Source organism: Vibrio profundi (genome assembly GCF_005281835.1).
Classification (GTDB): Bacteria; Pseudomonadota; Gammaproteobacteria; order Enterobacterales; family Vibrionaceae; genus Vibrio; species Vibrio profundi.
In genome coordinates this window covers 248,306-271,343 of sequence record NZ_RZIS01000006.1, presented here as the reverse complement: position 1 = coordinate 271,343, position 23,038 = coordinate 248,306, and the positions used below count along the sequence as shown (strand labels likewise).

Here is a 23,038-nt window from a genome sequence, read left to right as displayed (position 1 = left end):
TTTTTTAATGTTGTTTAATTTTCAAAAAGTTCTTTATGAAGTTTTTGAATAGCCGCTCTGGATTCCGATTCATGAAGCAAGAAACACAGGTTATGTGGGCTAGCACCGTAGCAGATCATTCTTAGGTTAAAATCTTCAAGGGTGCCAAAGACATGCTTAGCATAGCCTTTGCTTTCACTCATGTTGTTACCAATCAACGCAACTAAGCATAGATTGTGTTCTACCTCTACGGTACATAACTCTTCAAGTTCGACTCTTACTGCTTCAGGTAATTCAGGAGCACCGCCAGCGGTATCGGTTTGATCAAGAGTCAATGACACACTGATCTCGGATGTCGTGATGAGATCGACTGAGATCTTGTGCTTAGCAAGGATCTCAAACACTTTCGCTAAGAAGCCATAAGCATGGAACATGTTAGCGCTACGAAGGGTAACCATGGTTTGATTGCAACGTAGGGCAAGGGCTCTGAATAGAGGAGAGCTTTCCACTTGCTGGCGAATCCAAGTCCCGCCTTTTTCTGGCTCTTTTGATGAACCAACGAACACTGGGATTTGGTGACGAAGAGCGGGCACTAGCGTCGAAGGGTGTAAAATTTTCGCGCCAAAGTTAGCCATTTCAGAAGCTTCACTAAAACTGATCTCTGGAATAGGAGAGGCTTTAGGCGCAATGCGTGGGTCTGTGGTGTATATACCTGGAACGTCAGTCCAGATCTCTAATCCCGCCGCTTGTACTGATTCTGCAATCAGTGCCGCCGAATAATCACTGCCACCACGGCCTAAGGTAGTGGTGTTGCCTTCGTTGTCTGAGCCGATGAAACCTTGTGTTATCACCACATACTCTTGGCATAGAGGGATAAGCTTCTCTTGGGCTAGGCGCGCAATTTCTTCAAGCTGCGGTTCTGCCTTACCGAATACACTGTTGGTACGAAGTACTTCTCGGATATCAAAACGAACCGCCGCAATGCCTCGCTCACGCATAAGTTGGGTGAGGAGGTGCGTTGACATTAGTTCTCCACAAGCAACTAGGTGGTCGGTGAGCTTTTTGCTTGATTGGAATGAAGCGGCTTCTGCAGCGCTCCCAATATTGTCCAAGATTAGGTGAACTTCTTTTTCTGCTTGTGTTGGATCGGCTAATTGATCCAATACCGCGTGATGAATTTCTGCGATTTGATTCAGTAGAGCTTGGCGGCGCTCTTTTTCTTGTACGCCATTGGCTAGTTCAACCAATAAATTGGTTACGCCAGAGCAGGCACTGCTGACTACGAGTTTAGTGCTAGGATTATTTTCAATAATGGCAGCACAACGGCTCATCGCCTCAAAATTGGCAACACTTGTTCCGCCAAATTTAGCGACATTAAAAGAACCAGCTACATTAAATGTGCTCACGACATTTCTCCCACGACTTCCTAAGATAAATTACAGTTGGTAATCCAACATCCAATGTTTGAAGAGAGTTTTAGAGCAAAAAGAGAGGAATTATTTGAATAGTCACCTCAGAAGCTCTTCACCATATAGAAATGGCGACAGTTGATAGGATTCAGCCTAAACAACCGATAGTTAGAACCCACATGTTCTAATTACCTCGGCATTGCTCCCCCTGAATGTTTTGTATTGGAAATGAGGTTCCACAAAACATCTACCTGGGCAATGCTCCTCTTCTGCTAGATAGCTATTTCATTGAACGTTTTTGTGACCTGAATGTCAATTGGTAAAGTGACAGAAAAGTAAAATTATTTTAGCAACAATGTGATGGTGGTTTGACCTGTATACCTTGGGCTAATTGCTGCAAGTGGAAAATTGCTTTAATGTATTTGTTCACATCATTGTATGCAGGGAGCTCCCATGTCGATTACCAGTTTTATTCCACCTCATCGTACGCTTATGGGGCCAGGACCATCAGATATTTCACCACAGGTGCTTCAAGCATTAAGTCGCCCAACTATCGGTCACTTAGATCCACTGTTTATAGGCATGATGGATGAGTTAAAGCAGCTACTCAAATACGCTTTTCAAACTGAAAATGAGTTCACGATAGCGGTATCAGCTCCTGGCAGCGCAGGTATGGAAACATGTTTTGTTAACCTGATTGAACCTGGAGAAAAAGTATTAGTTTGTCGTAACGGTGTTTTTGGTGAACGAATGCGCGAAAATGTCATTCGTTGCGGTGGAGAAGCCATTGTTATCGATGATGAATGGGGTGCTCCGGTTTCGATTGAGAAAGTAGAGCAAGCTCTTAAAGACAACCCTGACGTAGCCGTTGTGGCCTTTGTTCACGCCGAAACATCTACAGGTGCCCTATCTGATGCCAAAGCGATTTCAGAGTTAGCGAGACAATATGACGCGTTGACGATTGTCGATGCGGTAACTTCACTAGGAGGTGTGCCACTACTGGTCGATGAATGGCAATTGGATGCCGTGTATTCGGGGAGCCAAAAGTGCCTATCTTGTGTACCTGGGCTCTCACCTGTCACTTTTTCACCAAAGGCTGTGGAAAAGATTCAGGCACGTAAAGCACCAATCCAAAGCTGGTTCTTGGATCAAAGTTTAGTGCTTGGTTATTGGAGTGGGGAAGGTAAACGTAGTTATCACCACACGGCGCCAGTGAATAGTTTGTATGCTTTACATGAGTCATTGGTTCTTCTAAAAAATGAAGGCTTAGAAAACTCATGGGCACGACATAAGGCGATGCACAATAAACTGAAAGTTGGCTTAGAAAAGCTTGGCTTCAGTTTTGTCGTAGAGGAAGCGAGTCGCTTACCTCAGTTGAACGCTATTTACATCCCAGATGGGATAGATGAAGTAAAAGTTCGTAGTCATTTATTGGAAGAATATAATCTTGAAATTGGTGCCGGCTTAGGGGCTCTGGCAGGAAAAGCTTGGCGTATCGGTTTAATGGGCTATGGAGCTCGTAGTGAAAATGTCTCTCTATGTTTGAGAGCTTTAGAAGAAGCGCTGCAATAACAGAAAGGAGGCTAAAGCCTCCTTTTTATTATTCACTTTTTGTCGCTGACTGAGCCACAGAAGGCTTTTTATATTGAACTTTTGAGAAGTCTTTGTTTGGAAATAAAAACATTGCTTCAGTTCGAATTTGCTCTGCTCGACTAGTGTCTCCTAACCCCTGATAAGCAAGAATTAAGTTACTGTAAAAGGCTGGCCGGGGTTTACTTTTGATTATCTCTAGTGACCAATCAACATATGGCTGAATTAATGTTGGGTCTGCAGTATACAAACCGATATTGAGATAGGTGCTGTATACATCCCAGTCGAAACGGTCTTTCCAAACGACGGGATTGGTGACTTCATTAAGTAAATCAGGGTTCTTAGGTTTAGATTGTTCGAACTTAGTGAGAACGTAGTTGGTATGCAAAGCGCTGACCATATAAAAGGTCACGACAATTGGTAGCACTAAACTAAGCACTCTGAAAAGCGTTTTACTGATAATGCTGAAGCTTTGTTCTGAATAGCTAGAAACTCTTTGATCCACCCAATACAGTAAAATAATAAAAGTGATCCAATGAATTGCCGAGTGATAAAACGGGTATTCCAATTGAGAATGTAAGGTAATTGGGATAAACAACGCGAACATTGCTAATCGCGTGCCCTTATTCGCACTTATTATCCGAGTTAGTACCATCAATGCTGCAAGAAGAATACCTATGATAGGGACTATGCCTCCCTCAACACCCCAATACAGTAATTCATTATGCGGGTGATCCATTGATGGTAACCCTGGCGTGTAGCTGCTGTTGAGTTGATGCTGTCGTGCGGTGTAAAGAATATATTCTGATTCGAACTTTCCATAGCCATACCCAGTGAAAGGCTTCTCGATCATCATATCCAGAGATTGTGCATACATATAATCTCTTGGGCTATCTAAATCTGCTTTCTTAGCTGCTAAGCTGCCACCTTCTCCTGCATTGTAGCTTGAAAGTATGATACCAGTGATAACTCCGAGCACGACGGAGACACACCATCCAATAAATCGTTTTGGAGTGGAATACTTATAAAGATAAGGGAGCACAAAAGCTCCAGCTAAAGTGGCCGATAGCCAACCTGTTCGTGATGCCAGTGTCACCAATAATGGAATCGTTAGTAATGGTAAAACATACAACAGACTAACTTTACTGAGTCGTTGGTTGTATTTGTGAGGTTGCCGTGCAAGCAAGTAGGCAGAAATGACGAGCCCTGTAGCTAGAAAACTCGCCATAACATTGGGTTGTTGGAAAATGCCATATGGGCGATTGGCTATGGTGTTATAACCAAAAAAATTACCAGGCTCTAGAGCGAGAAATTGTATGTAACCAAACGCAGCTTGAATGGTGACAGCTAAAGCGATAAACCACAGTAACCGTTGCTTTTGACTATTGGTAAAATGAAATTGCTGTAATAGTAAAAACAGAGAAAAGCCAGCCCATAAGCCAATCAGTCTTGATGATGCGTTTGATAAGTCTGAGTCGGGGTACAAAACGGGAAGTGTTAAGATGATGCAGCTGATCAGCAAACCGATTGTCAGTTTTGAGTAGCGGAAGAACCGGTTACTCGCCAACTGATAAAACCCGATGGCTAGAGTAAAGCTTAATACTAACCATGTTGTTGTATTAAATGAGAGAGCTAAGCCTGCTCCTCCTGGGTTCGGCATAAAGAAATGCATGGCGAGTAAGAAGACTATGCCAAGAGTGACTAAAAATGGTTTGTTTAACGGTAAGCGCTTGAGCTGAGGCTCTAGCTGTGTACCGCTAGTATGTATCGTTGCCATAAAAAGTGGTTCCTGAAAGAAGAAGAGCTTGCCTTTATGTTGGGCAAGCTCTATTACTTTAGCGTTTTTTATTACTTTAACATAGGCTTAAGGAACCTGGCGGTATGAGAACCTTCGACTAATGCCACATCTTCAGGTGTACCAGCAGCGATAATTTCGCCTCCTCCTTGGCCGCCTTCTGGACCCAAATCAATAATCCAGTCAGCGGTTTTAATCACATCCAAATTGTGTTCAATCACGACAACAGTATTGCCATGATCCCTCAATCGGTGAAGTACCGTTAAGAGCTGTTGAATATCATGGAAGTGCAGGCCGGTAGTTGGCTCGTCTAAGATATAGAGCGTTTTTCCTGTATCACGTTTGGAAAGTTCACGTGCAAGTTTGACGCGTTGAGCTTCACCTCCAGACAGGGTCGTGGCGGCTTGGCCTAAACGAATGTAAGACAAACCCACGTCCATCAAGGTTTGTAATTTACGGGCAATAACCGGAACAGGATCGAAAAATACGCGAGCATCTTCTACTGTCATTTCGAGTACTTCATCTATGGTTTTGCCTTTGTAATGAACTTCGAGTGTTTCTCGGTTATATCTTTTTCCTTTACACACATCACAAGGTACGTACACATCGGGTAAGAAATGCATCTCGACTTTTATAACGCCGTCACCCTGACAAGCTTCACAGCGCCCACCGCGAACGTTAAAGCTGAAGCGTCCCGGTTTATAACCGCGAGAGCGTGCCTCTTGTGTACCAGAGAACAACTCTCGAATTGGCGTGAAAATACCAGTGTAAGTCGCAGGGTTGGAACGAGGTGTGCGTCCGATTGGGCTTTGGTCAATGTCGATAACTTTATCGAAATGTTCTAATCCTTTGATTTTCTGGTACGGAGCTGGCAGTGCTGTTGTAGCACCGTTAAGTTGGGTATGAGCAATTTTAAAGAAAGTGTCATTGATGAGAGTTGATTTACCTGAACCTGACACCCCTGTAATACAACTGAACAGGCCAACGGGAATGGTTGCAGTGACTTCCTTTAAGTTGTTACCAGTTGCCCCAATGAGTTCGACCACTTTCTTTTTATCGATAGGTGTTCTTTGCTCAGGAATTGCGATTTCCTTTTTTCCACTCAGGTACTGGCCCGTAAGTGAATTAGGATTAGCTAGAATGTCATCTATTGTACCTTCAGCTACAACTTGTCCACCGTGAACTCCCGCACCTGGGCCGATATCAATCACATGATCGGCGCAGCGAATCGCATCTTCGTCATGCTCAACTACGAGTACTGTATTACCTAAATCTCTTAGATGAACCAGAGTTTTTAGTAGACGTTCATTATCGCGCTGGTGTAAACCTATTGAAGGTTCATCCAATACATACATTACGCCAACAAGACCGGCTCCGATTTGACTTGCGAGGCGGATACGCTGCGCTTCTCCACCTGATAAGGTTTCAGCACTGCGTGATAAATTGAGGTAATTTAGGCCTACGTTAACTAAGAAGTGCAGACGATCATTGATCTCTTTCATGACCTTTTCTGCAATTTGCGCGCGCTGACCTTCTAATTGTAGCGATTGGAAAAATTGCAGCGCATCCGCGATGCTGAGTTCAACTATTTTTGGGAGAGCCGTATCGCCGATAAAGACATTTCTCGCTTCAACTCTTAATCGAGTGCCATCACAGCTAGAGCAAGACTTAGTAGAGATGTACTTGGCTAGATCTTCTCGAACAGCATTGGATTCAGTGTCGCGGTAGCGGCGCTCTAATGTATTGAGTATCCCTTCAAAAGGGTGGCGTTTTACGCGTATGTCGCCACGGTCGTTGATGTATTTGAACTCAACTTCAGTGCGGCCAGAACCCTTTAAAATAATGTCTTTGGTTTTCTTTGGCAGACCTTTGAATGGTGCGTATAAATCAAATCCATAATGCTCCGATAAAGAGGTCAGCATTTGGAAATAATAATAGTTCTTTTGGTCCCAGCCTTTGATTGCGCCTTCGGCAATACTTAAATTTTCGTCCAAAATGACTCGACTAGGGTCGAAGTATTGCTGAACGCCTAATCCATCACAGGTACCACAAGCGCCTGCTGGATTATTAAAAGAGAATAGGCGGGGCTCTAATTCTTGCATGCTGTAGCCACAGTGGCTGCAGGCAAAATTAGCTGAGAAGATGATTTCTTCTTTGTCAGAATCATCCATCCAGCTAACCACGGCAATACCACCTGAGAGCTCTAATGTTGTTTCAAAGGATTCAGCAAGACGTTGTTGAAGATCGGGGCGTACTTTGAAACGATCGACGACCACTTCGATAGTGTGCTTCTTATGTAGTTCCAGTGCTGGTGGATCGGAGAGATCGCAAGTTTCACCATCGATGCGTGCACGAATAAAACCTTGGGCAGCTAAGTTTTCTAGCGTCTTAACATGTTCACCTTTACGTTCTTTAATGATTGGTGCGAGTAGCATCATTTTAGAGCCTTCTGGTAGCTCAAGAACTTTATCAACCATCTGACTAATGGTTTGGGCGGCCAAAGGTGTGTGGTGATCTGGACATCGAGGCTCACCAACTCGCGCATACAATAAGCGCAAGTAATCATACACTTCAGTAATGGTTCCAACGGTAGAGCGAGGGTTATGCGAAGTGGACTTTTGCTCGATAGATATTGCTGGCGACAGACCCTCAATATGGTCGACGTCAGGCTTCTCCATTAGAGACAAAAATTGACGAGCATAAGCAGAAAGAGACTCAACGTAGCGGCGTTGACCTTCGGCGTATAAGGTGTCAAAGGCGAGTGAAGATTTCCCTGAACCAGAAAGTCCCGTAATAACGATAAGCTTATCGCGGGGAATGGTGAGGTTAATATCTTTTAGGTTGTGAGTTCTAGCGCCTCTGACTTCTATTTTATCCATCTCTGCTGACCATGTAATTTTCAGTCCAACAAGTATTACATAGTGTGAGATTTGTGCAAAGAATTACTGGATAAAAAAACAGTAATAAAAAAGGCGCTCTGTATGAGCGCCTTTAAACAAGAGTAAAGCGAGCTTATGCTTCTTTCTTCGTCGAATGCTTATCTAGCTCAACTTTCTGCTCGTCTTTTTTATATAGGTTTTCAAAGCAGTAGTTTGTCGCTTCAATATAGCCTTCAACACTACCGCAATCGAAGCGTTGCCCTTTGAATTTATAAGCCAGCACACAACCTGCTTTAGCCTGTTTCAATAGCGCGTCGGTAATTTGGATTTCTCCACCTTTACCTGGCTCCGTTTGTTCGATCAGTTCAAAAATGTCTGGCGTTAAGATGTATCGGCCAATGATTGCTAGATTACTCGGAGCGGTTCCTGCTTCTGGTTTTTCGACCATATCATCGACACGGTAAAGATCATCTTTGATCATTTCACCCGAGATTACGCCATATTTATGGGTTTCATCTTCTGGTACTTCTTGAACTGCTACTATTGAACAACGGAACTGTTTATATAAAGCCACCATTTGTGCGAGTACACCTTGTTGCTCGTTCACACAAAGATCATCTGCCAGTACCACAGCAAAAGGTTCGTCGCCGACGAGCTCACGACCGGTAAGGATAGCATGACCTAACCCTTTCATTTCGCGTTGACGAATATAGGTAAAGTTCGCCGAATCAATGATTTCACGAATATCGTCCAGTAGCTCTTCTTTGTTAGTGCCGTTAATTTGGTGCTCGAGTTCATAGTTCTTATCAAAGTGATCCATGATGGAGTGTTTGCCACGTCCAGTCACAATGCACATACCATCCATACCAGCTTGTATTGCTTCTTCGACACCGTATTCGATTAGCGGTTTATTAACCACCGGCATCATTTCCTTTGGCATTGATTTAGTGGCAGGTAAAAAACGTGTACCGTAACCAGCTGCCGGGAAAAGGCATTTTTTGATCATGATAAGACCTATTTATTTTTTAAGTTATGTATATGGGCGTAACTTTATCATGCTCAATGTGAAAAAATCATTATCGAATGAGAGGAAACCCCAATTGATTCTCAAATTGTGGATGAAGTTTAAGAAAGCAAATTTTGATTGGCCCACGCAATTGCTTGAACTCTGTTTTTCACAGCCAGCTTTTTGAAAATTTGATAGAGATGGGATTTGATGGTGAATTCACTGATGAACAAATCGTCAGCCATTTGTGTGTTTGAAGAACCCGACTGTAAGCATCTTAGAACTTCTAGCTCTCTAATCGTGAGGTCTACATTGGTTGGCGTAGTGTTGGTATCCACGATGTTTCGATAATAATAGAGTAGTTGGGCCGATACAGTTCTCGGTAGCCAATTCTGTCCGTCAATCACCGCCTCAATACCGGCAATCACTTTGTCGTGTTTTTCATCACGATAAAATAGTCCTTTTAATATTCCAAAGTTGATCAGTTCATCAGTGGTGAGGCGCTGTGTGACATTGAATAAAATAACTTCATAATTTTTCCAAGCAACGGGTAGATTCGGGTGGTGCTCAATTAGAGTTGGGTATTGGCGGTGGTCGATAAGCAAAATTCGGTTACGATGCTTTTTATTGATACACAGTAATTCTTCGGGCGTGATGTAGTGGATATTGATAGCCGTATGTTGTTGTAATTTATCCACGTGTAAATACTTTAGGCTTGGATCTAAGCAAAGAAAGTGAAGCGTTCTTTTATAGCTGGATGTTTTCATAAGCTCACCGATTAGTTGAAATGAAACCTCACTCTGTCATTGAATACACACCATCACTATATGCAACCTGATGGGTTGCGTTGGATATCAATTCTTAACGTAAATATGTGGTTTGTAAGTTGCGAAAAAAGTATTACTGCTCTGAAAGTCATGAATTGTTACGCTTTTATTCTTTAGCCATAATGAAGAGTAGGATTGCAATTTGTCACAGCAGCAAAGCGTGCTATTCTTATGCGCTAAATTTTTAAGACACCTATGTATTTAGACGGAGCAAATCATGGCGAGCCGTGGAATAAACAAAGTTATATTAGTGGGTAACCTAGGTAACGACCCTGAAATTCGTTACATGCCTAACGGTGGTGCGGTAGCGAACATTACGATTGCAACGTCAGAATCATGGCGTGACAAAGCGACTGGCGAACAGCGTGAAAAAACGGAATGGCACCGTGTTGCACTATTTGGCAAACTAGCGGAAGTGGCTGGAGAATACCTGCGTAAAGGTTCTCAAGTATACATTGAAGGTCAATTGCAAACTCGTAAGTGGCAAGACCAAAGCGGTCAAGACCGTTACACAACAGAAGTGGTTGTTCAGGGCTTCAATGGCGTAATGCAGATGCTAGGTGGCCGTGCTCAGGGCGGCGCTCCTGCTCAAGGCGGTATGAACCAGCAACAAGGCGGTTGGGGCCAACCTCAACAGCCAGCAGTGCAACAGGCACCGCAACAGCAAGCGCAGCAGTACAACGCTCCCGCTCAGCAGCAGGCTCCGCAACAAGCTCAGCCTCAATACAATGAGCCACCAATGGATTTCGATGACGATATTCCATTCTAAAGTGATTCAAGAAGGCCGCGTTTAACGCGGCTTTTTTATTAAAACAGAAACAGTTAACGCTTTGTTTACAATTGCATTATATAGTATAAGTAGTGATACGGTATAAAGTGAGTTGAAAAGGATTTCGTTATTCATGAGATATACCCCTACTTTAAAACTTAGCACTCGTTTGGTTGCGTTTGTCACAGTGATCGTTATTAGTGCGATGTTCATTCTCTTTATAGGTGGCACCTTGTCCTTTAAACGCATTGGGCAAGAATACTTAAACCATTATTTGGTCGGTATTGTGGAGGTGGTCGATAAAGAAATGGAAGATCCTGACGCCGCTTATTCGATGCAGCGTTGGATGCCGAAAATGTTGCAAGCCTCCAATATTGTTGAAATGCAGTTATCTAATTCTGCAGGTGTGGTTTACCGCTTTAAAGATACTTCTCCTCAGATTGATCCCAGTCGTCTATATGAACAAACTTTTGTTTTAGAACGAAATGACGGCTATAAAATCGAGTTTAAAGCACTCCCTCCATACATAGGTTATAACTATTCCCTTGAAGCATTATGGTCAATTACATTGGCTGTTGCTTTGGTCATATTTTGTTTAGTTCGGGGCGTTCGCTGGCTGAAAGAACAACTTATGGGCTCTGAGCTGTTAGAAGAGCGCGGCAGGATGATCTTAGCTGGGCAAGTTGAGCAATATGCCAAGGGCGATCACAGTGAATGGCCATACACCGCTAGTGAAGCTTTGGATGTTTTGATTGAGGAGCTTCAAGACGCTCGCCAAGAAAGAAGCCGTTTTGATACATTTATTCGAACCCAGACCTTTTTAGATAAGCTAACCGGAACAGCTAACCGTGTTCTATTTGATAATAAGCTTGAGTCGGCGCTTCATGAAAGCGGGGCTCGTGGCGGTATCTTGCTTGTGCGTATTGAAGAATGGGAACAGGTTGTTGAAAGTAATGATAAACAGGTATGCGACAACTTTATAATTGAAGTGGGTGGCGTGCTGTCGAATATAGTGCAGCGTTACCCTGATGTAATCTTCTCTCGTTACTACGATGCTGACTTCGCTGTATTTATTCCTCATCAAGGAGTGAAAGATATATCGACGGTTGCTTCGCAATGTATTAGACAAATCGAAAAGATCACGCCTCCCGAACCACTCAATATTGATAACTGGTGCCACATAGGTGTCACTATGTATGGGGAAGGCGATCGACACAGTCAAATTATGGATGAAGTCGAAACGGCTCTGAAAAGCGCTCAGTTACAGCACGCAAATAACTGGAGTCGTTTTCCTAAACAAACTCGTAATGAAATGGAACGAGGCAGCGTTCGGTGGAGAACACTTTTAGATAAAGCCCTTCTTCCAGAAAACCTCTTAATTTTTGCTCAGCCTTGCTACTTTCTCAAAAATGAGACAGATAAAGCACTTCTACATCAAGAGGTTTTCGTTAGAATTACTGACCCTGAAAAAGGGGTTATTAAAGCTTCTCGTTTTATGTCGGCGATAGAGCAAGTGGGTTATGAATCGCAAATGGATAAATCCATGCTGACGGTTTTAATGCAATCTATCAAAGAACAGCGACAGCCAATATGCTACTCTATTAACTTGAATGTTGTACCATTTTCCAATAAACAGTATTTTAAATGGTTTAGGGATGAGTTATTACAGATCCCAATAAAAGCGCGTCAAAATTTGAGCTTTGAGTTTTCAGAGGGACGCTTGGTGACTCACCTAGATTATATGAGACCTGTTATCCGCATGATCTCTGGCCTTGGATGTAAGGTCATTGTTGGTCAAGCGGGTAGAACAATAGTCAGCACTCATTATATTAAAGATCTGAAAGTTGATTTCATTAAGTTACATCGAAGCTTGATAAAACGTATCGATCGCCGACATGAAAATCAGCTGTTTGTGAGCAGTATCATTGGAGCATGTGGCGACTCTAATGCTCAAGTTATTGCCGTAGGTGTGGAGACGAAGCAAGAAAAAAACACTTTACTTGAACTTGGTGTTCAAGGCTATCAAGGCCGATACTTTGCTTCAGAGACTCAAATTATTCCGGCGCCTAAAACTGAATCTGTCGTCAAACTTGGCCGCAGAAATCGATGGCGAAAAAGTAGTAATTAGCGAATGAATTTAAAAGCGATATTAGACAAATTAAAACCTGCGAAAGCGCAAAGCGATTCGCAAACGGTCATGCTTCAGCAAAATGCCCTGTATTTGTCTTTAACTGAAACGTCTTCCTTGCCGAGTGTTACTGCTATAAATGGTGGTGATTGGGAAGGCGCGCTTAAAACAATATTAAAAAACGATGAGTTGAGCGGTCAAAATCTGACTCTTGTACTCGACTCAAGCTTTTATCAAACCTATCAAATTGAAAAACCAGACATTCCTGAAAACGAATGGCCTGTCGCGCTCCCATTTTTGCTCAAAGACCTCATTACTGAGCGAGTAACAGAAATCGTAGCTGACGCGGTGATTCTGCCTACAGGTAATAAACTACAAGTTTATGTTTTTCCTAAGAAGACATTGGATAAGCTGCTTTTAATCGCAGCATCTTGCCAAGTGTCAATTGGGCAAATTGTACCTGAAGATGAAGTATGGGGGCATGCCGCTGGGGAACTAAGTAACTTTATGTTGCTGCAGCGCAGTAGCCATGGCAGCTTCAAAGTTGGTGCTTTTGTCGAGAATACTGTTTGCTTTCAAAGAACAATCCGTAGTGTTGTTCCCCCTTTAACTGGTGTCGCCTCGAGCGCACTTCAGCTCGATGGGTTAGCGTTAGAACTCCAACGCTCAGTTGACTACCTTTCTTCTCAATTAAAAGGTACACAGCTTCATCAACTAAAAGTGTGCTGTGACGATGAAGATGAAAATGAATTGGCAGAGGCGCTTAATGAACGGTTAAGTTCTAAGGTCTCTCGATTAGTTGAAGGCGACAGAGCAGAATCGGGTCGATTGTTGGCAGATGTTGCAGCTTCAGTTTCGACGTTTAGTGTCAATCTTTATCCTGAACACTTAAGGCCAAAGAAAGAATACTTTACGCTCACAAACATCGTTGCGAGCTGGCTCGTCTTATCCGCTGTTTTACTTGGCTTGTATGGATACACCTCATATCAGCAAGGTGTCGTGAATGCTGAATTATCTGTGGTCCAAATTGAAGCTCGTCAGCTTAACCAGCAAGTTGGTCAATTGAAAAATAAGCTAGCGAAACATAAACCTTCACCGGAAAAGGTTGCAGCGGTGGCTCGTTTACAGAGAGAAATTAAAGCGAAACGTGATGCATTACAGGCGGTAGGCCAGTACGACCAATCACAGCAAGTGGGCTACTCTGGAGTGATGACGGCATTAGCGAAATTAGGACGCAATGATATTTCATTGTCTAATATTTATATGAATCACGATACTTTGGACTTGAACGGTTATGCACGTAGTGCTGGAGTAGTGCCGAATTGGGTCAATCAATTTAAGAATGAGCTCAACTTGGTTGGTCGCGCGTTTGAAAAGCTAAAAATTGGTCGTAATGAACAAGACATCATTACTTTCGAACTACGTACTCGTCGGGAGAAAAAGTAATGAACCAACAATGGGCGTTGTTAAACGATAAGTTTGCGGCATTATCACAACGAGAAAAATGGCTGGTGGCGTTATGTGGCACTGTTGGCTTGTTCATGTTGTTATTCACTTTGCTACTAGAGCCTAGCTATAAGTCGTTGGCCGCGAGTGAATCCAAGCTAAGAGCCACTAAGCAGAGTAATCAAGTGGCTCAAGGTGAGCTGTTGGTTCTACAAGCTAAACTGAATAAAGATCCCGATAAAGACATTGATGTTCAATACAAAAAGCTACTGATTCAAAGCCAAGACTTGTCGATGGAATTGTCAGAAGTGGTTGATAGTCTTATATCTCCAACTCAAATGACAGAGTTGTTAGAAGGTGTGCTGACCTCTGCAAAAGGTTTGAAACTCGTCTCTTTAGAGTCAATGAAGCCAGAGCCTATTTCTAAAAAACAGACCACGAGCGAATACTCAGGTTATTTTGTCCATCCAGTACGGATGGAGCTGACAGGCAGCTACTTTGATATCGCTAGCTATTTGAAGACGTTAGAGGAACTTCCCGTGAGATATTACTGGCGCAGTTTTCAGTACAAAGTGGAAGAGTACCCTCAAGCTCGACTGATTTTTGAAGTATATACCTTAGGTACAAGACAGGAGTTCATTGGTGGTTAGAGCATTTTTATTTGCAACGCTAATGATTGCGTCTAATGCTTATGCGGAGCAAGACCCAACTGCGCCACTAGGCTGGATGGTGCCGAAAGAGCAAGCCGCACAGCCCGCTGAGAAAAAAGCGGTGCATTATCGATTACCTACATTGCAAAGTATTGTGTGTAAAAGCGACTTACCTTGCTATGCAATTTTGAATGATCAGATTCTCGCACAAGGAGAGTCGATTCGAGGCTATCGAATTAAAACCATAGATCCAGAATATGTCTCTCTGCAGAGAGGTGGTAAGCAGTGGAAACTAGAACTGTTCTCTCTAGATATAAAGAATAATTAAGGTTTGAGTGAAGACATGCGTAAACTCGTAGTGGCAATTATCGTTTCATCATTAGTCGGCTGTTCAATGGGGCATCGTGATCCCGTTGAGATTAAAGAGACTTTGAATGAGTCTATTAATGAGGCTAATAGCCGTAGCCTGCATGAACTGCCGTCTTCTGTGCAGGATGACTTGATGCCTGAGCTTGAAAATTCTCAATTAGCTCCCGTAGAAGCCGTTAAGCGCTTTAGAATTCAGGCGAATGGTGTCGATGCGCGTGCCTTCTTTGCAAGCTTGGTAAAAGGAACCGAGTACAGTGCAGCAATTCACCCTAGCGTGTCGGGCAAGGTGACCGTTAACCTAACGGATGTTACTTTGGACGAAGTGCTCAATGTTGTACAAGATATGTATGGCTACGATATTGAGAAGCGAGGCAAGGTCATTCAAATCTATCCTGCCGGCCTGCGCACTGTAACAATTCCTGTAGACTATTTGCAGGTGAAGCGTATCGGTCGCTCTTTGACAACAATTACGACGAGCACCATCAGTAATAGCGACACAGGATCATCTTCATCTTCGTCGAGCTCTTCTAGTTCTTCTTCATCTAACTCTTCCTCGAATTCCAGTACGAGCACTAATGGTGGTACTGAAATTGAAACGACATCTGAAAGTGATTTTTGGCCTCAGTTAGAAAAAGCGGTCGCCCAATTAATTGGCTCAGGTGATGGCCAAAGTGTGGTAGTGACTCCTCAAGCGAGCGTGATCACAGTACGAGCTTTCCCTGATGAAATTAGAGAGGTGCGTCAGTTCTTGGGAATATCTCAGCAGCGCCTCCAGCGCCAAGTGATTTTAGAAGCCAAGATTTTGGAAGTGACGCTAAGTGATGGTTACCAACAAGGGATCAGTTGGAGTAACTTATCAAAGTCAATAGGTAGTGGTGGCGTCGTTATCGATCGTCCTGCGAATACACTTCCGCCACTTGATGCTATTAGTTCATTACTTGGCGGTCAGACAAACGTCACGATTTCAGACGGTAGCTTTGAAGCTGTTTTAAGCTTTATGGATACGCAAGGAGATTTGAATGTCCTTTCTAGCCCAAGAGTAACAGCATCGAACAATCAGAAAGCTGTGATTAAAGTGGGCACTGATGAATACTATGTGACTGATTTATCGAGTGTCGTTGGCAGTGGTGATAATGCGAATGTTTCTCCTGAAGTTGAATTAACGCCATTCTTTTCCGGTATTTCATTAGATGTCACGCCGCAAATTGATGACAAAGGCAATGTGTTCTTGCACGTTCACCCTGCTGTTATTGAAGTGGAAGAAGAAACGAAAGAACTTAATTTAGGTGACTCTACTGGCTTGGTGTCATTACCTTTGGCAAAAAGCTCTATTCGTGAATCTGACTCTGTGATCCGAGCTAGAGATGGAGATGTGGTCGTGATTGGTGGCTTAATGAAGTCTAATACGTCGGAGCTTGTGTCTAAAGTTCCGTTTTTTGGAGATATCCCTGCATTAGGTCATTTATTCCGAAATACATCAGAGTTAACGCAAAAAACTGAGTTGGTTATCTTGCTGAAGCCGACAATTGTTGGGGTTAACACTTGGCAAAAAGAGCTTGAGCGCTCACGTGACCTTCTTCAACAATGGTTCCCTAATGAAGAATAAACTGGCTGGAGAATAGATGTATCAAGCTCATTTTGGATTTGAACAGCAGCCTTTTTCACTGACGCCGAACACTGAGCTTTTTTACGGATTAGCCCCTCATTTTGAAGCGATTCAAACGGTTTTATCAGCATTGTCGATGGGTGAAGGTGTCATCAAAGTCACTGGTGAAGTTGGCACTGGCAAGACCATGGTTTGCCGAATGTTAGTCAATCAGCTGCAATCTGAGTGTGCTCTGATTTATTTACCTAACCCAGTCTTAAGTGGGATGGATCTACGTTATGCCGTAGCAAAAGAGCTAGGCATACAAGTTGAAAATGAAGCGTCAATCGTTGATGAGATACAGCATAAGCTGATAGAGCTTCATACTCAGAATCAAACTGTGGTTGCGGTGTTAGATGAAGCTCAAGCTTTGAGCGATGAAGCTTTAGAAGCCTTACGACTATTTGGCAACCTGGAAACAGAAGATAAAAAGTTACTGCAGTTAGTGCTATTTGGTCAGCCTGAATTAGACACACGACTAGAAGCGTACCATTTACGCCAATTTAGGCAGAGGATCAGCTTTAGCTCTCGATTGCGTCCTTTGAAACTGGATGAAACGGTTGCTTATATTGATAGTCGATTGACTAAAGTGGGCGGTGATACTCAGCTGTTTTCCCTCGCTCATAAGAAAGCGATTTGGCATTCATCGTTGGGTATTCCTCGTTTAATTAATCAGATATGCCATAAAGCGCTGTTACTTTGTTTTACTCAACAAACAGGCAAAATAGAAAATCATCACGTTTTTTCTGCGATGCATGATACTTACGATGTACGTAAACCGATATTTAAAACCCCTTACATCTGGGGATGGAGTCAACCATGAGTGCCATCAATAGCGCACTATCCGAACTTGCTAAAAAGCAGTCCAACACAACAATTGAAGCGGCAGTGGTTCCAACTGTTAAAACGCGCTCCCCTTGGGTTTGGTTAATTGCTGGCTTTGCCTTGAGCTTAACAGTGGGCGGTTGGGCAATCACTCAGTCGGCTCCTGAAGTTGCAGAGGCAAGTTCGAACGTTGTGTCTAATTCTCAACATAGTGTGGTGCCATCGCCAACTAACAAAGTTGCACCTCAAGTCTCGGTAACTGTGGAAGACGCTCTACCATCAAATACAACAGTTGAGAAAGCTGTGCCTAACTCTATTTCTGAGGTAGCGACAGAACCGCCACGTCCAACTTTAGGGCAAAGCCAAGTAGAGCCGGAGACTAAACCAGTTCTTGTTGCGAAAAATACCAATGGACCTGAAGTGAGCACTACTTCAGCAGCACTAAAGAAGACAAGTGCAGAGCCTGCAGTGCCTGCGAATCAAATGGTGATCAAACAGGTAGAACTTAGCGCAGAACAGTTAGCGGCGAATGCCCGAGGTCGAGCTCAGAAAGCGTTAGATAGTAATGATTTATTAGGTGCGTTAACAGGGTTCACAGAGGCGTTGCGTTACACACCCCGTGACGAAGATATTCGAAAAAAACTTGCTGTTTTATATTTTGGCAAAGGCGATACGCGTAAAGCGTATGAGTTGTTACAAACGGGCATTCAATTGAATGATGACAGTGAAGCGCTTCGGCTCAGCTTATCTAAGCTGTTAATAAAGGCAAACCAATCTGAAGCGGCTTTGAGCCCCTTAGTACACCTTCCGCCTTCGCCGAGTAAAGATTATTTGGCAATGCGAGCGGTACTAAGTCAGAAATCTCAGCATGAAGAGATCGCTTTAGAGAGCTACCAAAAACTCGTGGAACTTGATGGTAGTAATGCACGCTGGTGGCTAGGCCTTGGAATTCAGCAAGAGCGTCAGTTGGACTTTTCGTCAGCGAAGCATTCTTATCAACAGGCGTTAACGCGTGTCGGGATTTCTTCCCAGTCTCAGACCTTCGTACGTGACCGATTAAAAATACTTAAAGATTTAGAGGAAGCCGAGAGTGCAAATTAAGTTAAGAAAGCGACTTGGTGATTTACTTGTAGAAGAAGGGATCATTACTGAAACTCAGGTTGAGCAAGCTCTGGCAGCTCAAAAAAGTACTGGGCGAAAGTTAGGCGATACCTTAATTGAACTTGGCTTTCTATCTGAACAACAAATGCTCACCTTCTTATCTCAGCAGCTGGATTTACCACTGATTGACTTAAGTCGCGCGAATGTGGATGTGGATGCAGTTCAGGTTTTACCTGAGGTCCATGCTCGCCGATTACGTGCGTTAGTGATAGGACGTCAAGGTGACACCTTACGTGTCGCAATGAGTGATCCTGCTGACCTTTTCGCTCAAGAGTCACTATTGGGGCAGCTAGGGCAATATGGGCTTGAGTTCGTAATTGCACCAGAAAGGCAGCTAGTCGAAGGCTTTGACCGTTACTATCGTCGAACCAAAGAAATCGCCTCTTTTGCTGAGCAATTGCAGGCAGAGCACCAAGTAACCGAAGCGTTTGATTTTGATATCGCGGATGAAGATAGTGATGAGGTTACGGTTGTAAAACTTATCAATTCTTTGTTTGAAGATGCGATTCAGGTTGGAGCGTCGGATATCCACATTGAACCGGATGCAAATCTACTGCGTTTGCGACAACGTATTGATGGCGTATTGCACGAAACAATTTTAAACGAGGTTAATATCGCTTCCGCTTTAGTACTACGTTTAAAACTGATGGCCAACTTGGATATTTCTGAAAAACGCTTGCCTCAGGATGGTCGCTTTAATATTCGTGCAAAAGGGCAATCTGTCGATATTCGTATGTCGACAATGCCAGTGCAGCATGGTGAGTCGGTTGTAATGCGTTTGCTTAACCAGTCCGCTGGTTTACGTAAATTAGAAGAATCGGGGTTACCCGCTGATCTACTGGTCCGTTTACGAAAGCAACTACGACGCCCACATGGAATGATCTTAGTTACCGGCCCAACCGGTTCTGGTAAAACAACGACCTTGTACGGTGCATTGACTGAACTAAATGAACCGGGGAAGAAAATCATTACTGCGGAAGATCCTGTGGAATACCGCCTTCCTCGTGTTAACCAAGTGCAAGTTAATCCAAAGATCAATTTGGACTTTTCGACAATTTTAAGAACCTTCTTACGTCAGGATCCCGATATTATCCTTGTCGGTGAGATGCGTGATCATGAAACGGTAGAGATTGGCTTGCGAGCGGCATTAACCGGTCACTTAGTATTAAGTACTTTGCATACCAATGATGCTGTTGATAGTGCATTACGGATGATGGACATGGGCGCCCCTGGCTATTTAGTTGCAAGTGCTGTTCGAGCGGTCGTCGCTCAGCGATTAGTTCGGAAAGTGTGTACCGACTGTAAAGTGGACGATGAATTAGATGATGCTAGAAAACAGTGGTTGAGCGTACGTTTTCCTAACCAAGTTGCGTCTTCGTTTATTAAAGGGCGAGGCTGCCAGAACTGTAATTTAACTGGTTATCGAGGCCGTATTGGCGTGTTCGAAATGCTCGAGTTAGAACAAAATATGATGGATGCATTGCGCTCTAATGATGCTGTTGGCTTTTCGCAGGCAGCAAGACAGTCTGAAAATTATAAGCCTTTACTTGCTTCAGCTATGGAGCTTGCTCTTAAAGGTGTAGTGAGCCTAGATGAAGTGATGAACCTTGGCGAAGGGGATGCGTCAGGTAGTACTGATGCAATTTTGCTCTAGAGGGCTATAGAAGATGCCAACTTTTCGATATCAAGGGCGAAATGCAGATGGAAGCAAAGCCAGCGGACAACTAGAAGCTGCGAGCGAGGATGTCGCAGCGGAAAGCTTAATGGGGAAAGGGATCATTCCGACTTCTATTACTGCTGGAAAAAGTACATCTGCGTTGAATATGGATGTTTCGAGCCTGTTTACGCCTGCAGTCCCTTTAGAGGTCTTGGTTTTATTCTGTCGTCAGTTATACAGCTTAACGAAAGCGGGTGTACCTTTGCTGCGTTCAATGAAGGGGTTAACCCAAAATTGCGAAAATAAGCAGTTAAAGGAAGCGTTAGAAGAAGTGGTCGCTGAATTGACGAATGGCCGAGGGTTATCGGCGTCTATGCAGCTACACCCAAAAGTATTTAGTCCATTATTCGTTTCAATGATCAGTGTCGGTGAAAATACAGGTCGATTAGACCAGGCACTTTTGCAGTTGGCAGGCTATTACGAACAAGAGGTAGAAACGCGTAAACGCATTAAAACCGCGATGCGTTATCCGACGTTTGTGATCAGCTTTATCATGATTGCGATGTTTATATTAAATGTAAAAGTGATCCCACAGTTTTCGAGTATGTTTAGCCGCTTTGGGGTCGATTTACCGTTACCAACCAGAATTTTGATTGGTATGTCTGAGTTCTTTGTCAATTATTGGGGGCTCATGCTTGGCGTTATTGTTGGTGCGTTGTTTGCTTTTAAAGCTTGGATAGGCACAGCTGATGGGCGGGAAAAATGGGATAAATTCCGATTAAAAATGCCTGTAGTGGGTGGAGTGATCAACAGAGCTCAGTTATCCCGTTTTTCCAGAACGTTTGCCCTGATGCTAAAAGCCGGTGTTCCCTTGAATCAATCGTTAGCATTATCGGCTGAGGCATTAGGAAATCGCTATTTAGAACTAAGAATTCAAGAGATGAAAGCGGCTATCGAAGCTGGTAGTACGGTTTCTTCAACGGCGATTAACTCAGGGATTTTTACTCCTTTGGTTATACAGATGATTTCGGTAGGTGAAGAAACGGGCCGAATAGATGAGCTATTATTGGAAGTAGCAGACTTCTATGATCGCGAAGTGGACTATGATTTAAAAACACTTACTGCTCGTATAGAACCGATTTTATTGGTGATAGTAGCTGGCATGGTATTGATTCTTGCATTAGGTATTTTCTTACCGATGTGGGGAATGTTAGACGCAATTAAAGGATAACTTGTGGCTGATAATATCCGCCGTTCTAGAACAGCAATTTGGGCTGTGGTTATCTTAGTGCTTATCTTCGCGTTTATGGGAGCATGGCGCTCCGTTGAAGAAGAAGCGACAAATACGGCAGTTGTAGTAGCAAGCAAACGTATTCTCGAACGTGCTAACTATTATAAGCAGCAAAGGTTGTTAAATGGCTCTGCTGGTATTGATGAATTTGGTCAGCCACTTAGTTACAGCAAATCGGGCTGGTTGTTACCTTTGAGTCATGCCAAGAGAGATTGTTCATTTTGGTTGTCTTACTTGTATCCAGAGCGTCGAGTGTTAGGTATTGGGCAACCAGAAGTGATTGATATGAGCGATAAAGATGGGATTTACTGTCGATATCAATATACTGAGAAGTATCAAATAGATGTATTGCTTTCTCAGGGACGGTTTAGTGTAAAAGCCAATATATTGGCTTTGTGATTATTTTGACACTTCTCTAATGTTCTTGTCGATTGAACCATGTATAATACGTCATACTAATTGTGGAAGTAGGTAGAAAATGCTTAAAAATCAAAAAGGTTTCTCCTTGGTGGAATTAGTCGTGGTCATTGTTGTGGTTGGTTTATTAGCCGTAGCAGCACTGCCTCGTTTCTTGGATGTAACTGATGAAGCGAAAAAAGCGAGTATTGAAGGAGTAGCTGGTGGCTTTGCAACTGGGGTCTTATCTGCAAGAGCACAATGGGAAGCTGAAGCTAGGCCGTCAGAAAACATTGGCGGTGAAACATACAATACTGTAAATTATGATGGTGTTGATTTTTGGTTAACTCGATCTAAAGACAGTACTGGCACTGATACTGACTTTCGTGATGGTTACCCTTGGGCTCTTAATGAAGATTCAACTTCAATACCTACTGATGTCACAGATTCAGCTTGTGTGGATATGATGGAAAATCTTCTACAAAACCCACCGAAAGTTGGAACATTAGATGATGTCGCAAATGGCTCTAATTACAAATATTCAGCGCAAGCGGATAACACCAATGCTTTTTGTACCTATATTCAATTAGAAGGAGGTACAGAGCATCAATTCGTTTACGAGATTAAGACTGGTCGTGTGACCGTAACACTGCAGTAATCCTGCTTTAAATTTACACATAGAGAGAAAGACTATGAAAAAACAAGGCGGTTTCACCCTTATCGAACTAGTGGTGGTAATTGTTATTCTAGGTATTCTTGCAGTAACTGCAGCACCTCGTTTCCTTAACTTGCAAGATGATGCAAGAGAATCTGCTGCGCAAGGCTTGAAAGGCGCGATGGCAGGTGCTGCTGGCATAGTATATGGTAAATCTGCTATTTCTGGAGTTGAATCTCAGTCTTCAGCAACAGTAACTATCGGTAGTGAATCTATTGCAGTTGTTTTTGGTTATCCTGATGAAACATCTGCTGCTTTACATTCTGCAGTTTCTGGACTAGAAGCAGACTGGACTATTGTAAGCGGAGCTACTGCGAACAGTGCAATTGGCTTTGGTTTCACAGATAGTAACACAGACTGTTATGTTGAGTATCAAGCTGCAGCGTCTAGTGCGGCTGAGCCGATTATAACGCTTCAAAACTGTAACTAATGTTTAAAGGCCAGCATTTGCTGGCCTTTTTTCTAGCTACAGTTTGGTAAGAGAGCTAAATTAGAACATTT

19 protein-coding genes and 1 riboswitch are annotated in these 23,038 nt (G+C 43.2%); of the genes, 14 read left to right on the top strand and 5 right to left on the bottom strand.

Annotation, left to right across the window (positions count from 1 at the left end):
• Positions 1–14: 14 nt before the first annotated feature.
• Positions 15–1,385, bottom strand: a complete 1,371-nt coding sequence (gene lysC, locus ELZ11_RS16280; protein ID WP_137358469.1) for a lysine-sensitive aspartokinase 3 — start codon at positions 1,383–1,385, stop codon at positions 15–17.
• Between the two features lie 103 nt (positions 1,386–1,488).
• Positions 1,489–1,665, bottom strand: a riboswitch (Lysine riboswitch).
• Positions 1,666–1,841: 176 nt separating this feature from the next.
• Here lysC and ELZ11_RS16275 point away from each other — a divergent pair.
• Positions 1,842–2,960, top strand: a complete 1,119-nt coding sequence (locus ELZ11_RS16275) for a pyridoxal-phosphate-dependent aminotransferase family protein (protein ID WP_137358468.1) — start codon at positions 1,842–1,844, stop codon at positions 2,958–2,960.
• Positions 2,961–2,988: 28 nt separating this feature from the next.
• On the opposite strand, the gene ELZ11_RS16270 is transcribed toward ELZ11_RS16275, so the two are convergent.
• The 4 genes from ELZ11_RS16270 to ELZ11_RS16255 form a co-directional block, all read right to left on the bottom strand.
• On the bottom strand, positions 2,989–4,755 hold the full coding sequence (locus ELZ11_RS16270; RefSeq protein WP_137358467.1) for a PglL family O-oligosaccharyltransferase: 1,767 nt from the start codon (positions 4,753–4,755) through the stop codon (positions 2,989–2,991).
• Positions 4,756–4,826: 71 nt separating this feature from the next.
• Positions 4,827–7,652 carry an excinuclease ABC subunit UvrA gene (gene uvrA / locus ELZ11_RS16265; protein WP_137358466.1) on the bottom strand — a complete coding sequence of 942 codons (2,826 nt, stop codon included), beginning with the start codon at positions 7,650–7,652 and terminating at the stop codon, positions 4,827–4,829.
• Between the two features lie 133 nt (positions 7,653–7,785).
• Entirely contained in the window at positions 7,786–8,658 is an 873-nt protein-coding gene (gene galU, locus ELZ11_RS16260; protein ID WP_137358465.1) for a UTP--glucose-1-phosphate uridylyltransferase GalU, read from the bottom strand.
• 119 nt (positions 8,659–8,777) lie between these two features.
• Complete coding sequence (locus ELZ11_RS16255) at positions 8,778–9,425, bottom strand: LuxR C-terminal-related transcriptional regulator (RefSeq protein WP_137358464.1); 648 nt, start codon at positions 9,423–9,425, stop codon at positions 8,778–8,780.
• Positions 9,426–9,702: 277 nt separating this feature from the next.
• Between ELZ11_RS16255 and ELZ11_RS16250 the strand changes: the two genes are divergently transcribed.
• The 13 genes from ELZ11_RS16250 (at position 9,703) to ELZ11_RS16190 (ending at position 22,967) form a co-directional block, all read left to right on the top strand.
• Positions 9,703–10,254 carry a single-stranded DNA-binding protein gene (locus ELZ11_RS16250; RefSeq protein ID WP_137358463.1) on the top strand — a complete coding sequence of 184 codons (552 nt, stop codon included), beginning with the start codon at positions 9,703–9,705 and terminating at the stop codon, positions 10,252–10,254.
• A 133-nt stretch (positions 10,255–10,387) separates the two neighbouring features.
• On the top strand, positions 10,388–12,382 hold the full coding sequence (csrD, locus tag ELZ11_RS16245; protein WP_137358462.1) for an RNase E specificity factor CsrD: 1,995 nt from the start codon (positions 10,388–10,390) through the stop codon (positions 12,380–12,382).
• A 3-nt stretch (positions 12,383–12,385) separates the two neighbouring features.
• The gene (locus ELZ11_RS16240) at positions 12,386–13,828 is read left to right on the top strand and encodes an MSHA biogenesis protein MshI (protein ID WP_137358461.1); all 1,443 of its coding nucleotides are present in this window, start codon (positions 12,386–12,388) and stop codon (positions 13,826–13,828) included.
• Positions 13,828–14,478, top strand: coding sequence for a type 4a pilus biogenesis protein PilO (gene pilO / locus ELZ11_RS16235; protein WP_137358460.1), 651 nt, complete (start codon positions 13,828–13,830; stop codon positions 14,476–14,478). The genes ELZ11_RS16240 and pilO overlap by 1 nt, the downstream gene beginning before the upstream one ends.
• Before the next feature lie 22 nt (positions 14,479–14,500).
• Positions 14,501–14,806, top strand: coding sequence for an MSHA biogenesis protein MshK (locus ELZ11_RS16230; protein WP_257619140.1), 306 nt, complete (start codon positions 14,501–14,503; stop codon positions 14,804–14,806).
• A gap of 15 nt (positions 14,807–14,821) precedes the next feature.
• A complete protein-coding gene (gene mshL / locus ELZ11_RS16225) occupies positions 14,822–16,453 on the top strand; it encodes a pilus (MSHA type) biogenesis protein MshL (protein WP_137358458.1) in 1,632 nt (543 codons plus the stop codon).
• A 16-nt stretch (positions 16,454–16,469) separates the two neighbouring features.
• On the top strand, positions 16,470–17,315 hold the full coding sequence (locus ELZ11_RS16220) for an ExeA family protein (protein ID WP_137358457.1): 846 nt from the start codon (positions 16,470–16,472) through the stop codon (positions 17,313–17,315).
• Positions 17,312–18,418: an MSHA biogenesis protein MshN gene (locus tag ELZ11_RS16215; protein WP_374939831.1), complete on the top strand. Its 1,107-nt coding sequence runs from the start codon at positions 17,312–17,314 to the stop codon at positions 18,416–18,418. Before ELZ11_RS16220 ends, ELZ11_RS16215 begins: the two co-directional genes overlap by 4 nt.
• Positions 18,408–20,132, top strand: a complete 1,725-nt coding sequence (gene mshE / locus ELZ11_RS16210; RefSeq protein ID WP_137358455.1) for an MSHA fimbrial ATPase MshE — start codon at positions 18,408–18,410, stop codon at positions 20,130–20,132. The genes ELZ11_RS16215 and mshE overlap by 11 nt, the downstream gene beginning before the upstream one ends.
• 13 nt (positions 20,133–20,145) lie before the next feature.
• A complete protein-coding gene (locus ELZ11_RS16205; protein ID WP_137358454.1) occupies positions 20,146–21,366 on the top strand; it encodes a type II secretion system F family protein in 1,221 nt (406 codons plus the stop codon).
• A gap of 3 nt (positions 21,367–21,369) precedes the next feature.
• Positions 21,370–21,825: an MSHA biogenesis protein MshF gene (locus tag ELZ11_RS16200; RefSeq protein ID WP_137358453.1), complete on the top strand. Its 456-nt coding sequence runs from the start codon at positions 21,370–21,372 to the stop codon at positions 21,823–21,825.
• Positions 21,826–21,904: 79 nt separating this feature from the next.
• On the top strand, positions 21,905–22,480 hold the full coding sequence (locus tag ELZ11_RS16195; protein ID WP_137358452.1) for a prepilin-type N-terminal cleavage/methylation domain-containing protein: 576 nt from the start codon (positions 21,905–21,907) through the stop codon (positions 22,478–22,480).
• Positions 22,481–22,514: 34 nt separating this feature from the next.
• The gene (locus ELZ11_RS16190; protein WP_137358451.1) at positions 22,515–22,967 is read left to right on the top strand and encodes a type II secretion system protein; all 453 of its coding nucleotides are present in this window, start codon (positions 22,515–22,517) and stop codon (positions 22,965–22,967) included.
• Positions 22,968–23,038 lie beyond the last annotated feature (71 nt).

Coding starts and splice junctions, on each gene's coding strand:
- ELZ11_RS16270 (WP_137358467.1), bottom strand. CDS start 4,755: ATGGCAACGATACATACTAGCGGTACACAGCTAGAGCCTCAGCTCAAG.
- ELZ11_RS16250 (WP_137358463.1), top strand. CDS start 9,703: ATGGCGAGCCGTGGAATAAACAAAGTTATATTAGTGGGTAACCTAGGT.
- galU (WP_137358465.1), bottom strand. CDS start 8,658: ATGATCAAAAAATGCCTTTTCCCGGCAGCTGGTTACGGTACACGTTTT.
- ELZ11_RS16195 (WP_137358452.1), top strand. CDS start 21,905: ATGCTTAAAAATCAAAAAGGTTTCTCCTTGGTGGAATTAGTCGTGGTC.
- uvrA (WP_137358466.1), bottom strand. CDS start 7,652: ATGGATAAAATAGAAGTCAGAGGCGCTAGAACTCACAACCTAAAAGAT.
- ELZ11_RS16275 (WP_137358468.1), top strand. CDS start 1,842: ATGTCGATTACCAGTTTTATTCCACCTCATCGTACGCTTATGGGGCCA.
- ELZ11_RS16230 (WP_257619140.1), top strand. CDS start 14,501: ATGATTGCGTCTAATGCTTATGCGGAGCAAGACCCAACTGCGCCACTA.
- ELZ11_RS16255 (WP_137358464.1), bottom strand. CDS start 9,425: ATGAAAACATCCAGCTATAAAAGAACGCTTCACTTTCTTTGCTTAGAT.
- mshL (WP_137358458.1), top strand. CDS start 14,822: ATGCGTAAACTCGTAGTGGCAATTATCGTTTCATCATTAGTCGGCTGT.
- ELZ11_RS16220 (WP_137358457.1), top strand. CDS start 16,470: ATGTATCAAGCTCATTTTGGATTTGAACAGCAGCCTTTTTCACTGACG.
- csrD (WP_137358462.1), top strand. CDS start 10,388: ATGAGATATACCCCTACTTTAAAACTTAGCACTCGTTTGGTTGCGTTT.
- ELZ11_RS16190 (WP_137358451.1), top strand. CDS start 22,515: ATGAAAAAACAAGGCGGTTTCACCCTTATCGAACTAGTGGTGGTAATT.
- pilO (WP_137358460.1), top strand. CDS start 13,828: ATGAACCAACAATGGGCGTTGTTAAACGATAAGTTTGCGGCATTATCA.
- ELZ11_RS16205 (WP_137358454.1), top strand. CDS start 20,146: ATGCCAACTTTTCGATATCAAGGGCGAAATGCAGATGGAAGCAAAGCC.
- ELZ11_RS16240 (WP_137358461.1), top strand. CDS start 12,386: ATGAATTTAAAAGCGATATTAGACAAATTAAAACCTGCGAAAGCGCAA.
- ELZ11_RS16215 (WP_374939831.1), top strand. CDS start 17,312: ATGAGTGCCATCAATAGCGCACTATCCGAACTTGCTAAAAAGCAGTCC.